The following is a 17,952-nucleotide window of genomic DNA, read 5'->3' on the forward strand; positions in this document are numbered from 1 at the left end:
ATCCTTTAGAGCTGATACAACTTCGTATATTTTTCTTGTAAATAGTTTGCTAAATATTTCGCGTTTAAACCTTCCCCTGTCGCCTCCTGTAGCAATTCGAACGGCTTCTTCAGTGCACCATATTGATGGACTTTGTCTGTTAACCACTCACGAATTGGAAGAAGCTCTCCCTTTTCTAATAGCTCATCAAAGTTTGGAATATCTTTATCCATCGCATGTTTCCATTGTGCAGCATACATCATTCCTAAAGCATAGGATGGGAAATAGCCAAACATGCCCCCTGACCAGTGCATATCTTGAAGTACCCCTTGTGCATCCGTCTCAGGACGAATACCTAAATATTCCTCGTATTTATCATTCCATACTTGCGGAAGATCCTTTGCTTGAAGATCGCCATTGAATAGATCACGTTCAATTTCATAGCGTATCATAATATGTAGTGGATATGTTAACTCATCTGCTTCAATGCGAATAAACGATGGCTCCACCATATTAATTGCTCGAAGGAAATCCGTTAAAGCTATATCACCAAATTGTTCAGGAGAATACTTTTGTAGTTGCTCGTAGTTATACGCCCAGAACTTTTCGTTCCTACCTACAAAATTTTCATAAAACAATGATTGAGATTCATGTATCCCCATAGATGTCCCAGTTGCTAACGGTAAACCATCAAGCTTTTCATCGATATTTTGTTCGTACATGGCATGCCCACACTCATGGATTGTTCCAAAAATTGCTGAGCGGAAATCATTTTCATCATATTTCGTTGTAATACGATTATCTCCATGATTCAAGCCAATCATAAATGGATGTACACTTTCGTCTAAGCGACCTGCATCAAAATCATAGCCAAGTTGTGCTAACATTTCTAATGCTAATGAACGCTGAGATTCCCGAGGGAAATGTTTAAATAAAATGCTTGTATCTGGTTTATTTGGTGAAGCTGCAATTTTTTGCACAAGAGAAACGATCGTTTCACGCAATTCACCAAAAACTTGATCTAATACATCAGTCGTCATATCCGGTTCATATAAATCTAGTAATGTATTATATGGAGAACCATTTTTAATGCCCCAATATTGAATGAATTTCTTCTGACAGCTTATAATCTTCTCTAAATAAGGTAGGAATAACGCAAAATTATTGGTTGCCTTTGCTTCTTCCCATGCTGTTTCTGCTTTAGATTGTAGAATGACGAATTCCTTATATTCATCAGCAGGGATTTTTTTATTTTGATCATACTCTTTACGTACTTTTTCTACTAAACGCAACGTAACATAATCGAGATCTGCCTTTTGTCCCTCTAGATCCGTTAGTAATTCCCCTAACTCTTCACTAGTTTGCATATCAAATAAGGAGGCAGATAATGTGCCAACTACTTCTGAACGTTGAGCTAACCCCTTCTTTGGCGCACCCGTTCGCATGTCCCAATAAATCACGCTTAGCGCTTCTTCATAATGCTGCATTTTTTTCACATAGTCAGTAAATTGTTGTACAGTCATGTGCAATCCTCCTCCTTTTCACGCTATTAGTTTATCATATTTTCGAAAATTTTGTATATTATGGCTTTATCGTATTTTTATAGAAAGGAATGCTACATATCTTCAGGAATTTATATTCCGCATTCTAAACTTCAAAAGTAAATGTCCTAGGACAAAAAATAAGAATCCTATTATTATATTAGACCATAATATTGCAAACACTTCCCCATCTATTTGAGTAAGTGGACTAAATGTTAAAACAAAAGGTCGGCCACCTGAAAAGAAAGAAATGGATAGGAAAACTACGATAGCTAGTATTGGAACCATAATATTTTTAAATAACATCATTAATACAAACGCGAGACCAGCATATACAAATCCCTGTGAAGCAAACCTGAACAATAGAAAAGGGATATTCAATGGTATTTCAGAGATTATATTTAGTACATAAAGTTGGATAGCAAGCAATAGTAAAAAAAATAAAAAAAATACTGCTGAACGGAAAATACCAAAGTATTTGGTTGAAATAGGAAGTGAAATTAAAAGCTCTTCATTATTATCCTCGAATGTATCATAATACAAATAACTAACCCACCACGCTGCAAACGGACAGACTAAATATTCAAAAGCTAATGCAGCGTTATATTCCCATCCCTCTTCATAAATAGTGGTGCCAACATAGATAGAAGTAATAAGAGTAGTAAAGATAGGAATAAAAAAGGACAGGCCCATATTGTGTATTTCGAAGCGAATGTTAAGTTTGTTCAAATCGCTCATTGAATATCACCATGGTTCATGTTGTATACATAAAAGTCTTCTAAAGTAGGACTCACAGATGTACCCTGAAACAAATTAGAATTATTTGAGGGTACATACCGTACTTTATACTCGCTTCCAAGTTCTTTAATTGAAATGATTTCATTTGAAAGTGTATTCAATTGTTCAGAGGATAAAAAGACCTCTTTAACTTTTCCATCAATAGAAGCTAACAAATCATTTAATTCCCCTGTCACAACAACCTTCCCCTCTTTTAAAATACATATGTGATCACAGGTATTTTCAATATCTTCTACTATATGGGAGGAAATAAGAACAATTCGGTCTTTACCTAGTTTTCTTAAAAGCTGTCTAAATCGGACACGTTCTTCAATATCGAGTCCTACAGTAGGCTCATCAACAATTAATAAGTTAGGATTGCCTAATAAAGCTTGAGCAATCCCTAGTCTTCTTAACATACCTCCAGATAATTGCTTTACTTTTTTATCTTTTTGAAGCATTAGATTGGTTCCTTCTAAAACCTGTGTAATTTCGTTCGTGAGCTCACTTTTACTAATCCCTTTTAATTTCGCAATATATTCTAAAACACGATAAACAGAGGCATTCTTAAAAAAACTAAATGTTTGCGGAAGATATCCAACATTAGATTTCACAGCATTACTATCTTTCCAATTCAACTGATTATCAGCGTAAATTTCGCCATTTGTTGGTTGTATAATCGAGCAAAGTATTCGAATCAATGTCGTTTTGCCTGCACCATTTGGCCCAAGAAGACCGAATGAGCCTTTTATATCGAAATTAATATCGTTCAAGACCAACTCTTTGTTAAAACGTTTCTGTATATTCTTTACATGAATTATCTTCAATTTAAATCCTCTACCTTTTCTAATAAGTTTTTTAAGCTTTCCCAAGGGTTATTCAAGTGTAGTAGTTTAGCCCATTCTTTATAAAATGAACTGCTTAAATCCTTTGATACTGTACTATTTTTAAAACCATTTAATTGGCTAACCAGGTCATCTATTGGATGTTTATCAGATTGTAATTGACCAGATTCCAACAATTGCTGAAATTCAGATGAAGGGATATTAATTTGTTCCAGTAGGATATCTGTTAAAAATGCTCGATATAAAATGGCAAACTGATAATCTGTAATTTCTCCAAGAGAAGCGTTATTAATGAAAAAGCTGTTGATTATATTAACGAGAAAATTATTTTTATAAGTTGTAAAATATTCTTCAGGATACTCTACTGTTACGTGCGTGCCTAAAATTAAATGATCTTGACTATACCAAGTGCCTTGAAATTCATTTCTATCAACTGTGTTTAGATTAGGCAGAAAGAATATTTTTTTAGGAAAAGAAACTTCTGTTGGTAATAATCGAGAACTGTTAATAATACTTGTTAATTTTTGTACATCAGCTTCTAAGGTAGGGAAATCATCCACTATATCCTTCCATGTAAAAGGAATTACCCATTGCGTATCATTTTTTGTATAAACGTCTAAAAGTCCAGATGCTAAAGTTATACCACTAAAACTTTTTCCAGCCCATTCGTCTTTTTCTGTTTTTGGTAAATTACTATATACTTCTTTCCCTCGATGCTTAAAGACTAAGTTATATGCTACATTTTGCGTAAGCTGGTGATTGACACGTTGTAATAAATTAGATTCGTTTAAGACTATAAAAGAAGGTTTATCATAGATACTCGGTAACCAATTAAAATAACTTGGTAAATACACAGCCTGCTCATTGGCAAAGTAAAAATTAGTTTTTAAACCTTCATATTTTAATGAAATATTTAGCACTTCATTTCGTTCAATAGCTCCATTTAAAATGATTTTTAATCGATCTCCGTTTTGATTGAAATTCACCTGCTTTTTATCTATGAGTACGTCTTTAACTTTTAATTCATGAAATAGACTGAAAATGAGTTCATTAGTAGCTGTTTGTCCTTCATAAATAAGTGAATACCAAACTTCAGCAGATAAATTCTTTTTAGTATCTAGCGATATATTCATTTCATTGATTTTATAGGGCTGCTGTTCCCAACTGTGCGTAATATCGTAATTTTTATAATAATTATGTAGCTCAGCATCATTATCTAAAAGAATTTGCCCTCCATTTAAATTAGAAACAAGGCAGGAGATAGTGAATATCAATACTAAACAAAAAGTTATAATGATATATTTATTTTTCTGTAAGAAACCATGCATTACGTTATATATAAATAATAATAGTATAGGAATGCATATAAATAGTAATTGTTTTGCCAGTTGGTCATGCGAAATGGATAAGCCATATAGTGGATGAAAAGCCATTGTTGGATTTGGCTCACCAACATTCAAAAACTTATCCCATGCAAAAAAAGAATTGTTGCTTCTTCTTAAGAACATAAAATTAAGTGGTGTCATCAATACATAAATAAGTAATATGAGCGGAAATACAAATTTTCCTCTTATCCAGGTTGCTACCATAAAACCACTTAAATAACAGACTAAAAAGGCTAGTCCATAGTATAAGGAAATATACAGAAATACATCAACGATGAATGATGGATTAATATATATATATTTCCACATAACCAATAAATAAAAGCTAAATGTGCAAATCACAATAATAAAGATGGAAATAATCCCTACAAGTAGTGACCCCATCTGGTGGGTAATATATCCACTTTTAATTGAACTAAATAAATGTTTAAGATCGTATTTATCGCTTAAGCGTACGTTATAAACGCCTAATAGTAGATAGGCAATTGCTCCTATTTGGACTACAGTACTAGATGATGTTAAGGCATTGCCTGGGCTTCCTTCTAACGAATAAATATAGAAACCTAGAGACGCATAGATGAGAAGTCCAATATATGCAATTGGAATGAAATAACTTAGATATAATTGCCTTAACAGAAATTTAAAGGAATATAAAATATTCATAATTTATCCACCTTCACTATTTATATTATTAAAATATAATTTATGTAACATTTATTGTCAAATTTATAAAATAGCACCCTAAAAAGGAAATATTTGCATAATAATAAACTATATGGTAATTTATTACACAGGAGGTGAGTTATTATGTTAAAAAAAGTAGGAAAAGTTGTATGTTCCTTAGCTATTATTGGTTTCATAGGAACAAATATTGCACAAGCAGCTGGTAGTTCTATAGCCCAAATCTCTTCAAAAAATATTAATCCTGTTGGTTCTACGGTTTCAGTTAATGGGAAACTAGTGACAGCAGCTCAAAATTATAGTGGTTCTGCAAGTTTTAAAGCTATGTCTAAAAAAGAATCGTGGGGATTTGATTCTGTTATTGCATCTTCTTCAATGAGTCCAGGAGATGAATTTTATACTACTAATAATAATCAAAAAGGTGATTATTACGCTGCAGCACAATATACGAGCGGTGGTGCTGCATATTTAAGCGGATATGTATCTGCCGGGCAAAGTAAATAGTAAAATACTTATGGAAAGAGGCTAGGACAAAACTAGCTGATATCCAAAAAGAGAAATCGATGTCACTCGATTTCTCTTTTTTCTAAGATTTATTGGGTTATTTCATTTTCTCTCTTCTCTCTGTTAATGACCTTGTATAAACATAAAAAGAGTAGATTATAAAAACTCTTCGCATTTGATTATTAAAGGAATTTTTTATTTTCATCCCATAAGCTGTTTGTATCTCAAGAAGATAATATAGCGACGAGAACAAATACTACCAAGTGGTATAAACATAAGAGCATTTGTTAATGAAATCAATGCATGCTCTCTACTCCAATGACCTACCAGTACCCTTACAAGAAGAATCCCGAAAAATAAAATAATACCGGCAATTGAGCTTTGTGTAGTTACGATTCCTCTAGTATGATTCATACGAATTTTTTCTAATTTTCCTTTCCATACTCCTATACCCAATCCAACCATTAAACAACTGATATACATCATAATACTTAAGGGCGTTAATTTAATACTTGAAATAGTAGAAACCATTACACCCATTAACAAAACTGGTATAACCCACATTCGAGCTGGTCTAACTTGTTTCTCTCTTAACATTATAAGTACAATGACAATTAAGACGCCCAAGTAGCTAACCATTTCTTTCCCTCACTTTATTTTAAAAATATATTTAACCTCAAACTGAAGATGTAGTGAGAACGACCTTCTGGAAGGAGCCATTTAATACGTTTCTTCTTAAAGAAAACTTCATCAAAAAAATGCAATAGACTATTTATTATAGCCTATTGTCTTAACTGATGGGATCAAAATTTTATTTTGGGCAACAAGGTTCGTATGATTGGTAAAAGTATTTAACATTACTTTTGATTCATCAACAAAGTTTGGGGTTTCAAACATAAATTGATTAGGAGCGAAATGTTGGGGATAGTTACTGATGCAACTTGAAGAGCGTACATCAACTGAGTTGGTAAGGAAATTAATATTTTATTCCTCTATTTAAAATTATTAATTATTTATTACCGCTGAGATGATATACTCTTTTATTAACGGCCATCTATCTCGTGGATTCATTATAAATTCTGAACTAATCGCCACAACCATATTCATTTTCGGTATACAACAAATCATATTGCCTCCATCCCCTATTGCTGAATATGTAAAAAGTCCATCTTCTTGTCGTAGCCACCATAAATAACCGTAATTGTGATGGTTCATCTCCGTTGATTCTCGAATCCATGCGTCTGAGAGAACCCTAGTTTGATCCCAAACGCCATTGTTTACATAGAGGTAGCCAAATCGCGCCATATCACGAGTAGTTAATGTTAGTCCCCAGCCACCTGTCGAATGACCGTTTGGATCATGAACCCACCCCTTGACATTTTTCCCGAATAAATCATCAAATCCATAGTCGTTCATTTGATAGTCGGGAATTTCTTTCATACCAAGCGGTGTAAACAAATGTTCATTGGCGAACGCACGTGCACTCTTGCCTGTACTTCGGGTAAGAATAGCTGACAATACATGTGCTCCAGCTGTAGAATATTTAAAAGCACCTAAATCCCCATTCTCCCCCATTAAATCTAATGTGTATTTTATCCAATCCTGCTGTTGACATAGCTTTTCTAGTGGCTCCTGCCAATCCTCAAATGGATAGGGTACTGTCATCGTAAGAAGATGTCGTATAGTAATCTGTTGTTTCTGCTGATCGGCAGATGTATACTCTGGGAAAAAATCTAATACCCTCTGTTCAACACTTTTAATATATCCTTTATCAATAGCTATGCCTATAAGTGCAGAAAGTACACTTTTTGTGACAGATGCCACATGGTGACAATGATTAGGACCTTTGCCATTAAAATATTTTTCATATGCTAAATGACCATCTTTAATGATAATCATGCCATTTATATTGTTATAATCATTTTTGATTGTCTGCTCTAGCTTCGAAAGCTTTTCATTATTTATATATATGTTTTCAGGCTTTACCGATTGCCAATTGATTGTTGTTTCCATAAAGAACCTCCTAATTTTCGTTTTATCATTTTTTCTTTACAGGAAAATATACCTCAGTAATATAATCCTCGGGAGCGGTGGCGTGATGTGGATCTGTTATGTATATTTCATATGGTGGCGATATCAGTTCATAACCCTCGTTTTCAATCCACTTCATCAAATTAGCATAGACTGAAGTCAATTCCGGATAAGATCCTTTTAAAACGGATTTAGCACAGAGGCTACCTGGCAAATCTCTCGTTCCTTTGACAGGCTCAGCTACCTGAATAGCAAATTCCGTATCATTGCCCGCAGGATTAAATTCAGGGCTATGGTAAATCGTCATTGGCTGACCAAGTAAAGTGAGCTTCTCCTTCGCAATCTTTTCATATAACCCGCTAAAATAACGACCATATCCCGATGCATAATCATCACTGCTCATTATCAATCGCTTATAAAGGATATTCATTGGCTTTGTTTCTACTAGTTGCACTTCGAAACCGTCTAGATACGACATGATTGGTACCCCCCTTTCTAGGTTTGAAATATCATGACTTAGTTGTTTTACAAGATATTCAAAAGCCTTTAGTTGCTCTTGAATTTCATTTTTCTTCTGGTTTAACGCTGAACAAAGCATTTCTTCGGATTGATCCTCTTCTAATGCCAGCATCATTTTAATTTCTTCAAGAGAAAAATGATAGAATTTTAGACGGTTAATATAGAGCATCTTTTTTAGTTGCTCGATAGAATAATACCGATAACCGCTTTCAGCATTAATCTCATCTGGGTTAATTAATCCAATTTCATCATAATATCGAAGTGTTTTTGTCGAGACACCACATATTTTTGAGAATTCTCCTATTGATAGCACAAAACCACCTCACTCATTTATTTGTTACTTGCTACAATTCATTTATACACCTTCCCCTTAGGACAAAGTCAATCAAGATCCATGCTGTTTTCTTAAATACTTTATTGACCGCTTAGTACAAAAAAGATATTCTAGTAATGTAAATGAGAGGAGGATCAATGTGAATAAACGAGGCAGACCCCGAGAGTTTGATTATTCCTCGATTGTAGATGTCGCCATGAAAACTTTTTGGATAAGAGGGTATGAGGGATGTTCTACACAGGATTTATGCAATGATACTGGACTTGGGAAAGGCAGCTTATACAATACTTTTGGTAGTAAACATGAACTGTATCAACAAGTATTAGAACGCTATCATGAATTTGGAATTAAGGCACAGCAGGAATTGTTATATGCTCCAATTGCATTGAAAGAACGATTAAGTAATTTTTTAGAATGGGCATTGAATGAAGACTTTGGGAATATTGATCAAAAAGGTTGTTTATTAATCAACGCAAGTGTGGAAAGAGCTAGGAATGACGAAATGGTTCAAGAAATTTTTTCAAGGCATGTCGAGCTTCTTAAACAAGCTATTGAAAAAGTCATGGAGGAAGGATTGCAATCTGGAGAAATTTCAAAAAAGCAAACAGCTGAGGAATTAGCAAGTCTATTTTTAAGCAGTTATTATGGGTTTCGTGTTCTTAATGTTTCGATGCAAAATCGAATGCTATCCGAACAGATTATGAAAGGAACATTAGCATCTATTTTCGGCGCTTAGTGCGCTCTTTTTTAGCATCATTTTTGTACCGAACGTTACAATAATTAATTTAGGAGTGTTTTTATGCCATCAATTATTTATTTACTAGCTTTAGCGATATTTTGTATGACTACATCAGAATTTATGGTTGCAGGTATGATGAACGAACTTGCTCTTGCATTTCAGGTTTCTGTATCTTCAATTGGGTATCTAATTACAGCTTATGCAGGTGCAATGGTAATAGGAGGACCTATTTTAACTGCAACTCTTCTACGAATACGCAGCAAACAAGCTTTATTATTTTTAATGTTTGTATTTTTAATTGGCCAATCGCTCGGAGCTATTGCTTGGAACTATGATAGCATGATGGTTTCCCGTATTATTACTGGTATTGCTTCATCTTCGGCATTTGGTGTTGCTATTTCCTTTTCTGCAACATTGGTTCCTCCTAATTCAAGGGGAAAAGCTGCATCTATTGTACTTGCAGGTTTAATGATTGCAACTGTCATCGGCTTACCTATAACAACGATTATCTCGCAAAACTTTGGTTGGCGTATTAGTTTTTGGTTTGTTTCTATTCTCGTACTAGTTTCCGGGATTATGATTCAATTTTTACTACCCTCGTCGCCAAACAAAAAGCTATTAAACTGGAAAGACGAACTTATGCACTTTAAAAACATTCATCTTTGGGCAGCGTACATAACAAGTATGTTTATTATAGGTGGTACGTTTGCAGCATTTAGTTATTTCACGCCCATCTTTACAACTATCACAGGCTTTTCAAGCGCAAGTATTCCCTATTTACTTGCTCTCTATGGTAGTGCAACAGTCATTGGGAATATAGTGATTGGCAAGTTTGCTGATAAATATACAATGGAAACACTGTTGAGTGGATTGATTATATTAATCGTAGCATTATCTTTATTTGCTGTAGGCGCTGAACATAAATACATTGCAGTTATTACTACTATTTTTATTGGCTTGACTGGTGTAGCAATGAATCCAGCTATGGTGGCGAGAGTGATGAAAACAGCTAATAATGGCACGATGATTAATACCATTCATAGTTCTTTTATTACGCTTGGTATTGTGATTGGTTCTTCACTAGGCGGTCTAGGTATTAGTAAGGGATATGGCTATTTGTCGCCACTGTGGATTGGCGTTTGTTTAGCTGCTTTAGGGTTACTTTCATTATTCCCTTATTTACATAAAAGGAAGGGAAATTAATATTTAAATATATACTTAATAAGTTGGGGTGAGGTATATATTAGGGAGCTTCTCCCTCAAACATTTCGACTGCTGCAACTCCCTTTATAATGCTCTATTCGTCTCTTCTTTTTCTATGGATAAAATGCGTAGCTTCTTGTCTGAATACCCCACTCCATCTTAAATAGGGTCCATTGCATTTTGAATTTGAAATTAAAGAAGCAGTCGTGTGATTAGGAAAATATAGGTATTATCATTGACTGATAAAAGGATTTTTTCTTGATATTTTGCTAATATAATACCCATTTTAACTGATTGTAACGTAGGACTGCTCGACTCCCGCAGGAAAGCGAGTAGCCTGTAGCATAAATCAAAGCCTACAAATAAATTGGAATGGATAAAAACTGTTAATCAACACACCTGCTAAAGAAGCCCTCCTAATCGTTTTCACGATCAAAGAGAGCTTCTATTCTATATTAATACGGGGAGTTTTAACTAGCTTTCAATAATAATGTTCGGTTTCCAATCAAACATTTTTAAGAGAGAAAAGTTATAACAACAAATATATAGTTGGGGATCCTATATATCTTACTTTTGTAAAGCATCTTTAAACATTTTGACAAATTGTTAATACTTGTTTGACGGCTTCTGCCGATTGACGGAGCGCCGTTTTTTCTTCATTTGTCAGGTGTAATTCAATGACTGATTCAATGCCATTGCCGCCTAAGATTGTCGGTACACCTAAAAATAAATCATGGTAACCGTACTCTCCTTCTAATAGGGCGATAGAAGGGATTATTTTACGTTGATCTTTCATGATAATTTCGACCATCTGTGCACATGCAGCAGCTGGTGCATAATAAGCACTACCGTTGCCTAACAACCCAACAATTTCTCCGCCACCTTTACGTGTACGTTCTACGATTTGCTGTAGTCTGTCTGAGGGAATTAGTTTTTCTAATGGGATACCTCCAGCATAGGAATATCGAATTAAAGGGACCATTTCGTCGCCATGTCCACCTAAGACGAATCCTGAAACATCCTCTGGTGCAATTTGCAGCTCTTGTGCTACAAATGTATTAAAACGCGCTGTATCTAGCACACCTGATTGGCCAATGATACGATTTTTTGGAAAACCTGTTTCCTTATGGCAAACATAGGTCATGGCATCCACAGGATTACTTAACACAAGAACAATACTGTTTGGTGCATAGTGTTTTATTTGTCTAGACACTTGTTGAATAATTTTGGCATTCGTCATCACTAAATCATCCCGACTCATGCCTGGTTTACGAGGAATACCAGCTGTAATAATTACAATACTTGCTCCTGCTATATCCTCATAATTACTCGTTCCTTTAATAGCAACATTAAACTTTTCGATTGGTCCTGTTTGTAATAAATCCAGTGCCTTTCCTTTTGTCGGATTCTCCGCTTCTGGAATATCTAACAGCACAACATCTCCTAGCTCTTTTTGTGCCAAGAATAAGCTTAATGTGGCACCTGTATGACCAGCTCCGATCACAGCAATTTTACTTTTTCGAAATGTCATTTTGTCTCACCCCGATTTTCAGTAGTTGCTGTTTCCGTCGTTGTTTTTTTAGCACGTGTTGCTGCTGGTGCCGGCTTTTTCTTCGGTGCTTCCGGTCCTTTAATCATCTGAAAAACATCTTCATCAGGTCTCGGAATTACGTGAGCCCCTAATAGTTCTCCAACGCGCATTGCAGCGGCTTTTCCAGCTTCTACTGCTGCCTGGACAGAACCAACATCACCTTTTACGACGACAGTCACAATCCCACCATCAACGAACTCTTGCTTGACGATCGTTACATCTGATGACTTAATCATCGCATCAGCCGCTTCGTAAGAGCCTACCAATCCTTTTGTTTCAATCATTCCAATTGCGCTACCCATTTTCCTCACCTCGCATCACTTCAGTAGAATCTATAATACCTATAACGACAGCATCGATAGGCAACGGATTTTCTTTCATAATATATCGGGATGATCCACCACTTGTAATGAGCACATCATCGCCGATCCCTGCCCCGATACGATCTGCTGCTACAATTTCTGTACGAATCGGCTGTTGATTGGAATCGATTGGTTGAATAATTAATAATTTCAAGCCATTCAACCCTTCTTCTTTACGTGTTGCCCATACACTACCAATAACTCTTCCCATCTGCATGAACTTCACCTTCTCTATCCTGAATGGACTTTTCTAATTACTCAGAGCGGATTGTTAACGTCTTATTCAACTCTCGTATTTTGTCATAAGCCAATGCTGTCACAATTGTTTTTTTAGGAACAACAATTTCCTGTGCCTCTATTTCAAGCACTTCTACTTGCGAAAGTAATTTCTTATCAAATTGATGGCTTACTGGTTTTTCAGTCTGACTTACGACTGTCGGAAGTTCTTTAACATTCATTTGTTCCTTAGCTTGGGCATTGACAATTTCCCCAAATGCACCTTGTTGGATTAAACCGGCATTTGCTTCATCTGTATCGATATGCATTTCCAATCGATAACGCTCAGAAACACGAATCATTACATTCGATAAAATAATCGGTCTCATACCTTCTACTTTAATTTGTACCGCTTGTCCATCCACTACTTGAAATCGCGCACTATCCGCCGGTGACATATGAATATGTGCTTGAGCAATAATGAGTCCCTCTAGTAGCACAACACTGCCCTTTGGACCAATAAGTGTGACCGGGCTAGAGCCCTTTATATCTCCAGAAATTCTTAAAGGTGGCTTAAGACCTAATTTCATTGCGTCTGTCCAGCTTACTTCTACTTGAGATAATGAACGAGCAGGGCCTAAAATGCGTACCCGCTCAATAGAACCCCTTGGACCAGCAATAACAACGGTTTCCTCAGCAGCAAACTGACCTGGCTGTGAAAGTTCAAATTTAGGTGTTAATTGATAGTTCTCACCAAAAAGCTGTTCTACTTCCGATTGAGCAAGATGAACATGTCGTGCTGATACGCCAATAGGGATTTTTCCATCATGTTGAGGGGAAGGCTGATTTTTTAAAACTTGCTGTAATACTTCTTCGACAATTTTTTGGATTACATTTTCCTGCATCCAACCTCCTCCTTATATTAATGGTCTGATAATTCTTCCTTTGGCTTGCTGTTCAATAAAGCCCGCATTCGCTTCATCTGTATCAATATGCATTTCTAAACTAAAATCGTTCGACACGCGAACTACAACCCCACGAAATGTAACAGGGCGCTCACTATCAACCTCAACAGATACTAAATCATTATTTTGAACGTCCAATGCAATTGCATCTTCTTCCGTCATATGAATATGTGCTTGTGCAATAATGACTCCCTGCTTGATGTTTATTTCTTTTTCTTGATTGATTAATTTGATGCCGGCTGAACTTTCGATATCACCCGATTGCCTCAAAGGAGGGGTTAATCCTAATTTCATTGCATCTGTTCGACTAATTTCCACCTGTGTTGCCGCTCTTACAGGACCTAATACACGTACATTGTGAAGAACACCTTTTGGCCCCTCAATGGAGACACGCTCTTTGGCTGCAAACTGTCCTGGCTGTGATAGATCGAAATCCTTCGTTAGCGTTGCATTTGGACCAAAAAGTGCTTGTAAATCCTCTTCACTGACATGTATATGACGAGCTGAAATTGCTACAGGAAATGTTTTTATCGCTGTCTTCAAGTTTAGCCACCTCTATTTCTTTTAGTTGTTATAGGAAATGAAAGCAGGATGAAGCGCAATGTGTAGCATCCTGCCCTTTATTTTATGATGTTCTATCCGTCGCTTCGTACTCTATCCGTCATTTGGCGATTCTTTCCGTCGTTTCGATGGTTCTATCCGTCGCTTGGGCGATTCTTTCCATCGCTTCAATGGTTCTTTCCGTCGCTTCAGGGGTTCTTCCGTCGCCTTTATTGCTTAAATTAAAATTAAGCCTCTGCTTTCGGTAAGATTAATTCTAATTCATGGTGTGGGCGTGGGATTACATGAACAGATAGAAGCTCTCCAACACGTTGGGCCGCTGCTGCACCTGCATCAGTAGCTGCTTTAACCGCTCCTACATCACCACGCACTAATACAGTGACAATACCGCCCCCAACATGTACTTTTCCTACTAAATTAACGCTAGCAGCCTTCACCATTGCATCTGCTGCTTCAATTGCTCCTACTAATCCTTTTGTTTCTACCATTCCTAATGCTGTACTCATTTGTCATTCCTCCAAATTATTTATTTTGTAATGTTATTTGTTTTAATACTTGGTCAACAATTTGTTGAACCACTGCTGTATCTAAAGATGGATCTTGGGTCTTAATCGTCTCTACTACTGGTTTTGCTAAGAAATCTGGTTTTGGCACTTCTACATCTTTAATGCCATGAGCCATACGTTTAATATTCAATAAATGTCTTGCTGTAATGTTATCGGACGTAATATTGCCACCAAACGTACCACATCCTAATGTGAAGGATGGTGCTAATCCAGTAGTGCCTCCAACAGCGCCAATTGATGATAATGTATTAACTACAATTCTAGACACTGGTAATTCCACTGAAAATTGCTCTGCTAAAGCTGTGTTTTCTGTATGAATCGAGCATGTATGTCCTCTTCCACCGATGTTTAGCAAATCAATCATTACCTGTTTTGCCTCCGTACTGTCCTCGACTGTGTATAAGGCAAAGAGCGGTGACAGTTTTTCAAGTGAAAATGGAATGTTCTTGCCAATCATCGTTTCTAGTCCAACAAGTACTTTTGTATCTTCTGGCACGGTAATACCGATAGAATCTGCTAGACAAGCTGCTGATTTACCTACAATTTGAGGATTTACTTTCCCTGGGACAGGAGAAATTAACTTCTCCATCTTCACCTTCTCTTCATCACTCAAAATATAGGCATTGTTTTTCTTAAGCTCTGTTAAAACTTGCTCGGCAATGACTTTATCTACAATAATTGATTGCTCTGTTGCACAAATTGTCCCATTATCAAAAGATTTACTTTGTACAAGCTGGCGAACTGATTTAGAGATGTTCGCTGATCTTTCAATGTAAGCTGGAACATTTCCTGGTCCTACACCATAAGCAGGCTTACCTGAACTATAGGCTGCTTTGACTAGCGCACCACCACCAGTCGCTAAAATTAAGTGAATAGCTGGATGCTTCATTAATTGCTGCGTAGCTTCCATAGAAGACATTGTTAAACAATGTAGTAATCCTTCTGGTGCACCTGCCTTTTCTGCAGCTACTCTACAAATCTCTAAAGCTTCCTTTGTACATTCAACCGCATATGGGTGTGGGCTTAGAACGAGACCATTTCTAGTTTTCAATGAGATAAGTGTTTTAAAGATTGCTGTTGATGTTGGATTTGTCGTTGGTACAATGCCCGCGATGACTCCAAACGGACTAGCAATCTCAGTCACTTTCTTCACCCGATCGAAACCAACGACACCAACCGTCTTCAAATCTTTAATATCTTCATAGACATCTCTAGAGGCGACCTCATTTTTTATTTTTTTATGATTTGGGATGCCCATCCCCGTTTCTTGAACGGCCATATTTGCCAAGCGGTCAGCCTCTTTAAATGCTGCATCCGCAACAGCTTTGACGATCGTATCTACTTGCTGCTGTGAATACTGCATGTAAGTAGCCTGTGCAGTATTGGCACGTGTCACGGCGTCTCTCATTTCTTGAATTGCTAATAAATCTTTATCTAGTGTGGTCATACAGCCCCTCCTTTCTAAACAACTGGATTTCTCGCTAAATTCTCAATAGCATCTCTAAAAGCATTGGCGGCAGCTTGGCAGGATGATTGGCTCCCACTTACTAAACCGCCACCGAAATTGGTTTCAGATGGTGGACCAAAGAAAACCTTTAGCTCTACATCTGCCGCCTTCAATGCAGCATCTAAACCAACGACAGCCTCAAGCGGCGGTGCTATTAAATAAGCAAGAGCTGTTCCAACCTTAACGTTTGCTAGCGCCGCCAGATACGTACCACAGCTTGCTACAGTATGTGCAAAAAGAGCGTGGTTTTCATTTTGAAGAATGGCTTCAAAATACGTATCAAACTGGATTTTCTGTTGAATCGCATCGAAACCACTACGAATTTCATCAGGCGAGCTACCAGCTATGATGCCAATGACCTCGCCAGATAATGGCCCAGATGCGTGTGCTGCTCCAGCATAAAAGCTTTTTGCATAGACAACATCAACATCTGCTTTTTTCGTAGCTTCATCTAGCGCTACATAGCCAACATCATCGATTGTTAGCGTTACGAGTCCGATGCTATTGTGATTTGGCTTTAAATCCAATTGCTCCGCTAATTCACTATTCACTCTTGGAATGATTTGCATAGCTAAAATTTCCGCCATAATTTTTTGAGGATTCATTGTTTGGCCCCCTAACCTTCTTTTGCCACAAGACCTACTCCACTTGCCTTGTAATGCAATATTTTTTCAACGACTGTTCCTAAGTAAGCACCTGCCTCTAATGGCGGAATACCACCCTTATGAATGTTCGAAACGACCATTCGATCAGCTTCTACTGTGCCAATTCTAGGTTGATAGCATATATAAGCACTCATCGACTCAGCAGATACAAGTCCAGGACGCTCACCAATTAAATAAACAATGACTTCTGCTTGTAAAAGCTCTCCTATTTCATCCATAAGCGCAACTCGCCCTTTATCAATATAGAAAGTAGTTCCTATTTCAATATTTAAATTACTAAGGCTTTGCTGTAACGACAAATAAACATCTTGCACATTTTCTTCAATCGCACTTGCACTTAATCCGTTAGAAATAATGATCTGTACCTTTGGATTTTTTTTGCACTTCGATTGAATCAATGCCTTTGATTCATCTGACAAACGACGACCTAAATCTGGTCTAGTAATGTATTCTTCTTTATCTATCACTCTTGTTGTTACTTGAAAGACATCAAGTTTTTGTAGTAGCCCTTCTGTCACTTCTCCATATACTGCATCTACTGCTGCTGCATGATCGAGGCGGAACTTTAGCCAAGTTTTTGTTTTAGGCCTTGTCCCAGCTCTCCCAACACCTATTCTTGCTGGTGTATGCTTTTTTGCGGCTTGAACACTTTCAGACACTGTATCCGCCTCAAATTTAAAGGCTGTGATTGGTGCTAAAGTGTCATCATTATTTGCGCTGTTCAATGATTGTTCATGATTACCGGATCCCGTTTGATAAAGTTTAATTAATGGTTCATTTGATCGTTCTGTTGTACCCGGACTTGCTACTTCATCAGCATTATTAGCATTAGCTAGCGTATTTTGAAGCTTTAAAAGTGGTTTCTTTTGGTCTTCTGTTGGCACAGCCGTATCAGGAGAAGGTTCCTCCAGTGCATTATTCCCCATCTTTTCCATTACGAGTTGTGTAATCATCGATACTAGTTGTTCATTCAATAGACTC

The 17,952-nt window shown here is 36.7% G+C and carries 19 protein-coding genes; 3 read left to right on the forward strand and 16 right to left on the reverse strand.

All coding sequences use genetic code 11. The features are described from left to right. Positions 1–5 precede the first annotated feature (5 nt). The 4 genes from MWJ95_RS01565 to MWJ95_RS01580 form a co-directional block, all read right to left on the reverse strand. Positions 6–1,502 carry a carboxypeptidase M32 gene (locus MWJ95_RS01565; RefSeq protein WP_249103842.1) on the reverse strand — a complete coding sequence of 499 codons (1,497 nt, stop codon included), beginning with the start codon at positions 1,500–1,502 and terminating at the stop codon, positions 6–8. Positions 1,503–1,604: 102 nt separating this feature from the next. Next, a complete protein-coding gene (locus MWJ95_RS01570) occupies positions 1,605–2,258 on the reverse strand; it encodes a hypothetical protein (protein WP_249103844.1) in 654 nt (217 codons plus the stop codon). Then, positions 2,255–3,124: an ATP-binding cassette domain-containing protein gene (locus MWJ95_RS01575; protein ID WP_249103846.1), complete on the reverse strand. Its 870-nt coding sequence runs from the start codon at positions 3,122–3,124 to the stop codon at positions 2,255–2,257. Before MWJ95_RS01575 ends, MWJ95_RS01570 begins: the two co-directional genes overlap by 4 nt. After that, positions 3,121–5,190, reverse strand: a complete 2,070-nt coding sequence (locus MWJ95_RS01580; protein WP_249103848.1) for a hypothetical protein — start codon at positions 5,188–5,190, stop codon at positions 3,121–3,123. The genes MWJ95_RS01575 and MWJ95_RS01580 overlap by 4 nt, the downstream gene beginning before the upstream one ends. Before the next feature lie 144 nt (positions 5,191–5,334). Between MWJ95_RS01580 and MWJ95_RS01585 the strand changes: the two genes are divergently transcribed. After that, the gene (locus MWJ95_RS01585; protein ID WP_249071730.1) at positions 5,335–5,712 is read left to right on the forward strand and encodes a hypothetical protein; all 378 of its coding nucleotides are present in this window, start codon (positions 5,335–5,337) and stop codon (positions 5,710–5,712) included. Between the two features lie 201 nt (positions 5,713–5,913). On the opposite strand, the gene MWJ95_RS01590 is transcribed toward MWJ95_RS01585, so the two are convergent. The 3 genes from MWJ95_RS01590 to MWJ95_RS01600 all read right to left on the reverse strand — a co-directional run bounded on the left by MWJ95_RS01590 (position 5,914) and on the right by MWJ95_RS01600 (position 8,575). Next, entirely contained in the window at positions 5,914–6,351 is a 438-nt protein-coding gene (locus MWJ95_RS01590) for a CcdC protein domain-containing protein (protein WP_249103851.1), read from the reverse strand. 366 nt (positions 6,352–6,717) lie between these two features. After that, positions 6,718–7,725 carry a serine hydrolase domain-containing protein gene (locus tag MWJ95_RS01595; protein ID WP_249071724.1) on the reverse strand — a complete coding sequence of 336 codons (1,008 nt, stop codon included), beginning with the start codon at positions 7,723–7,725 and terminating at the stop codon, positions 6,718–6,720. A 25-nt stretch (positions 7,726–7,750) separates the two neighbouring features. After that, on the reverse strand, positions 7,751–8,575 hold the full coding sequence (locus tag MWJ95_RS01600; RefSeq protein ID WP_249103854.1) for a MerR family transcriptional regulator: 825 nt from the start codon (positions 8,573–8,575) through the stop codon (positions 7,751–7,753). A gap of 160 nt (positions 8,576–8,735) precedes the next feature. On the opposite strand from MWJ95_RS01600, the gene MWJ95_RS01605 reads away from it, so the two are divergent. Both MWJ95_RS01605 and MWJ95_RS01610 read left to right on the forward strand, forming a co-directional pair. Beyond that, the gene (locus MWJ95_RS01605) at positions 8,736–9,332 is read left to right on the forward strand and encodes a TetR/AcrR family transcriptional regulator (RefSeq protein ID WP_249071721.1); all 597 of its coding nucleotides are present in this window, start codon (positions 8,736–8,738) and stop codon (positions 9,330–9,332) included. A 63-nt stretch (positions 9,333–9,395) separates the two neighbouring features. Continuing rightward, complete coding sequence (locus tag MWJ95_RS01610; RefSeq protein ID WP_249103856.1) at positions 9,396–10,538, forward strand: MFS transporter; 1,143 nt, start codon at positions 9,396–9,398, stop codon at positions 10,536–10,538. A 586-nt stretch (positions 10,539–11,124) separates the two neighbouring features. Here the strand turns inward: MWJ95_RS01610 and mdh are convergent. The 9 genes from mdh to eutC all read right to left on the reverse strand — a co-directional run bounded on the left by mdh (position 11,125) and on the right by eutC (position 17,945). Then, positions 11,125–12,069, reverse strand: a complete 945-nt coding sequence (gene mdh / locus MWJ95_RS01615; protein ID WP_249071716.1) for a malate dehydrogenase — start codon at positions 12,067–12,069, stop codon at positions 11,125–11,127. Continuing rightward, positions 12,066–12,431 carry a BMC domain-containing protein gene (locus MWJ95_RS01620; RefSeq protein WP_249071714.1) on the reverse strand — a complete coding sequence of 122 codons (366 nt, stop codon included), beginning with the start codon at positions 12,429–12,431 and terminating at the stop codon, positions 12,066–12,068. The genes mdh and MWJ95_RS01620 overlap by 4 nt, the downstream gene beginning before the upstream one ends. After that, positions 12,424–12,708, reverse strand: coding sequence for a EutN/CcmL family microcompartment protein (locus MWJ95_RS01625; protein WP_132359031.1), 285 nt, complete (start codon positions 12,706–12,708; stop codon positions 12,424–12,426). Before MWJ95_RS01625 ends, MWJ95_RS01620 begins: the two co-directional genes overlap by 8 nt. A gap of 37 nt (positions 12,709–12,745) precedes the next feature. Continuing rightward, positions 12,746–13,612 carry a phosphate propanoyltransferase gene (locus MWJ95_RS01630; protein ID WP_249103859.1) on the reverse strand — a complete coding sequence of 289 codons (867 nt, stop codon included), beginning with the start codon at positions 13,610–13,612 and terminating at the stop codon, positions 12,746–12,748. 12 nt (positions 13,613–13,624) lie between these two features. Further along, positions 13,625–14,215: a phosphate propanoyltransferase gene (locus MWJ95_RS01635; RefSeq protein ID WP_249071711.1), complete on the reverse strand. Its 591-nt coding sequence runs from the start codon at positions 14,213–14,215 to the stop codon at positions 13,625–13,627. 245 nt (positions 14,216–14,460) lie between these two features. After that, entirely contained in the window at positions 14,461–14,739 is a 279-nt protein-coding gene (locus tag MWJ95_RS01640; RefSeq protein ID WP_053482447.1) for a BMC domain-containing protein, read from the reverse strand. Positions 14,740–14,755: 16 nt separating this feature from the next. Then, positions 14,756–16,246: an aldehyde dehydrogenase family protein gene (locus MWJ95_RS01645; protein ID WP_249103861.1), complete on the reverse strand. Its 1,491-nt coding sequence runs from the start codon at positions 16,244–16,246 to the stop codon at positions 14,756–14,758. A 14-nt stretch (positions 16,247–16,260) separates the two neighbouring features. After that, a complete protein-coding gene (gene eutL / locus MWJ95_RS01650; protein WP_249071709.1) occupies positions 16,261–16,911 on the reverse strand; it encodes an ethanolamine utilization microcompartment protein EutL in 651 nt (216 codons plus the stop codon). A gap of 11 nt (positions 16,912–16,922) precedes the next feature. After that, complete coding sequence (gene eutC / locus MWJ95_RS01655; RefSeq protein WP_249103863.1) at positions 16,923–17,945, reverse strand: ethanolamine ammonia-lyase subunit EutC; 1,023 nt, start codon at positions 17,943–17,945, stop codon at positions 16,923–16,925. Positions 17,946–17,952: the final 7 nt, after the last annotated feature.

This window comes from Lysinibacillus sp. Bpr_S20, assembly GCF_023337835.1.
In the GTDB taxonomy this organism is placed as follows: domain Bacteria; phylum Bacillota; class Bacilli; order Bacillales_A; family Planococcaceae; genus Lysinibacillus.

Excerpts from the sequence above, each read along its gene's own strand:
- MWJ95_RS01640 (WP_053482447.1), bottom strand. The coding sequence starts at position 14,739 with ATGAGTACAGCATTAGGAATGGTAGAAACAAAAGGATTAGTAGGAGCA.
- MWJ95_RS01630 (WP_249103859.1), bottom strand. The coding sequence starts at position 13,612 with ATGCAGGAAAATGTAATCCAAAAAATTGTCGAAGAAGTATTACAGCAA.
- mdh (WP_249071716.1), bottom strand. The coding sequence starts at position 12,069 with ATGACATTTCGAAAAAGTAAAATTGCTGTGATCGGAGCTGGTCATACA.
- MWJ95_RS01595 (WP_249071724.1), bottom strand. The coding sequence starts at position 7,725 with ATGGAAACAACAATCAATTGGCAATCGGTAAAGCCTGAAAACATATAT.
- MWJ95_RS01585 (WP_249071730.1), top strand. The coding sequence starts at position 5,335 with ATGTTAAAAAAAGTAGGAAAAGTTGTATGTTCCTTAGCTATTATTGGT.
- MWJ95_RS01590 (WP_249103851.1), bottom strand. The coding sequence starts at position 6,351 with ATGGTTAGCTACTTGGGCGTCTTAATTGTCATTGTACTTATAATGTTA.
- MWJ95_RS01645 (WP_249103861.1), bottom strand. The coding sequence starts at position 16,246 with ATGACCACACTAGATAAAGATTTATTAGCAATTCAAGAAATGAGAGAC.
- MWJ95_RS01580 (WP_249103848.1), bottom strand. The coding sequence starts at position 5,190 with ATGAATATTTTATATTCCTTTAAATTTCTGTTAAGGCAATTATATCTA.
- MWJ95_RS01565 (WP_249103842.1), bottom strand. The coding sequence starts at position 1,502 with ATGACTGTACAACAATTTACTGACTATGTGAAAAAAATGCAGCATTAT.
- MWJ95_RS01570 (WP_249103844.1), bottom strand. The coding sequence starts at position 2,258 with ATGAGCGATTTGAACAAACTTAACATTCGCTTCGAAATACACAATATG.
- MWJ95_RS01625 (WP_132359031.1), bottom strand. The coding sequence starts at position 12,708 with ATGCAGATGGGAAGAGTTATTGGTAGTGTATGGGCAACACGTAAAGAA.
- MWJ95_RS01620 (WP_249071714.1), bottom strand. The coding sequence starts at position 12,431 with ATGGGTAGCGCAATTGGAATGATTGAAACAAAAGGATTGGTAGGCTCT.
- eutL (WP_249071709.1), bottom strand. The coding sequence starts at position 16,911 with ATGAATCCTCAAAAAATTATGGCGGAAATTTTAGCTATGCAAATCATT.
- MWJ95_RS01610 (WP_249103856.1), top strand. The coding sequence starts at position 9,396 with ATGCCATCAATTATTTATTTACTAGCTTTAGCGATATTTTGTATGACT.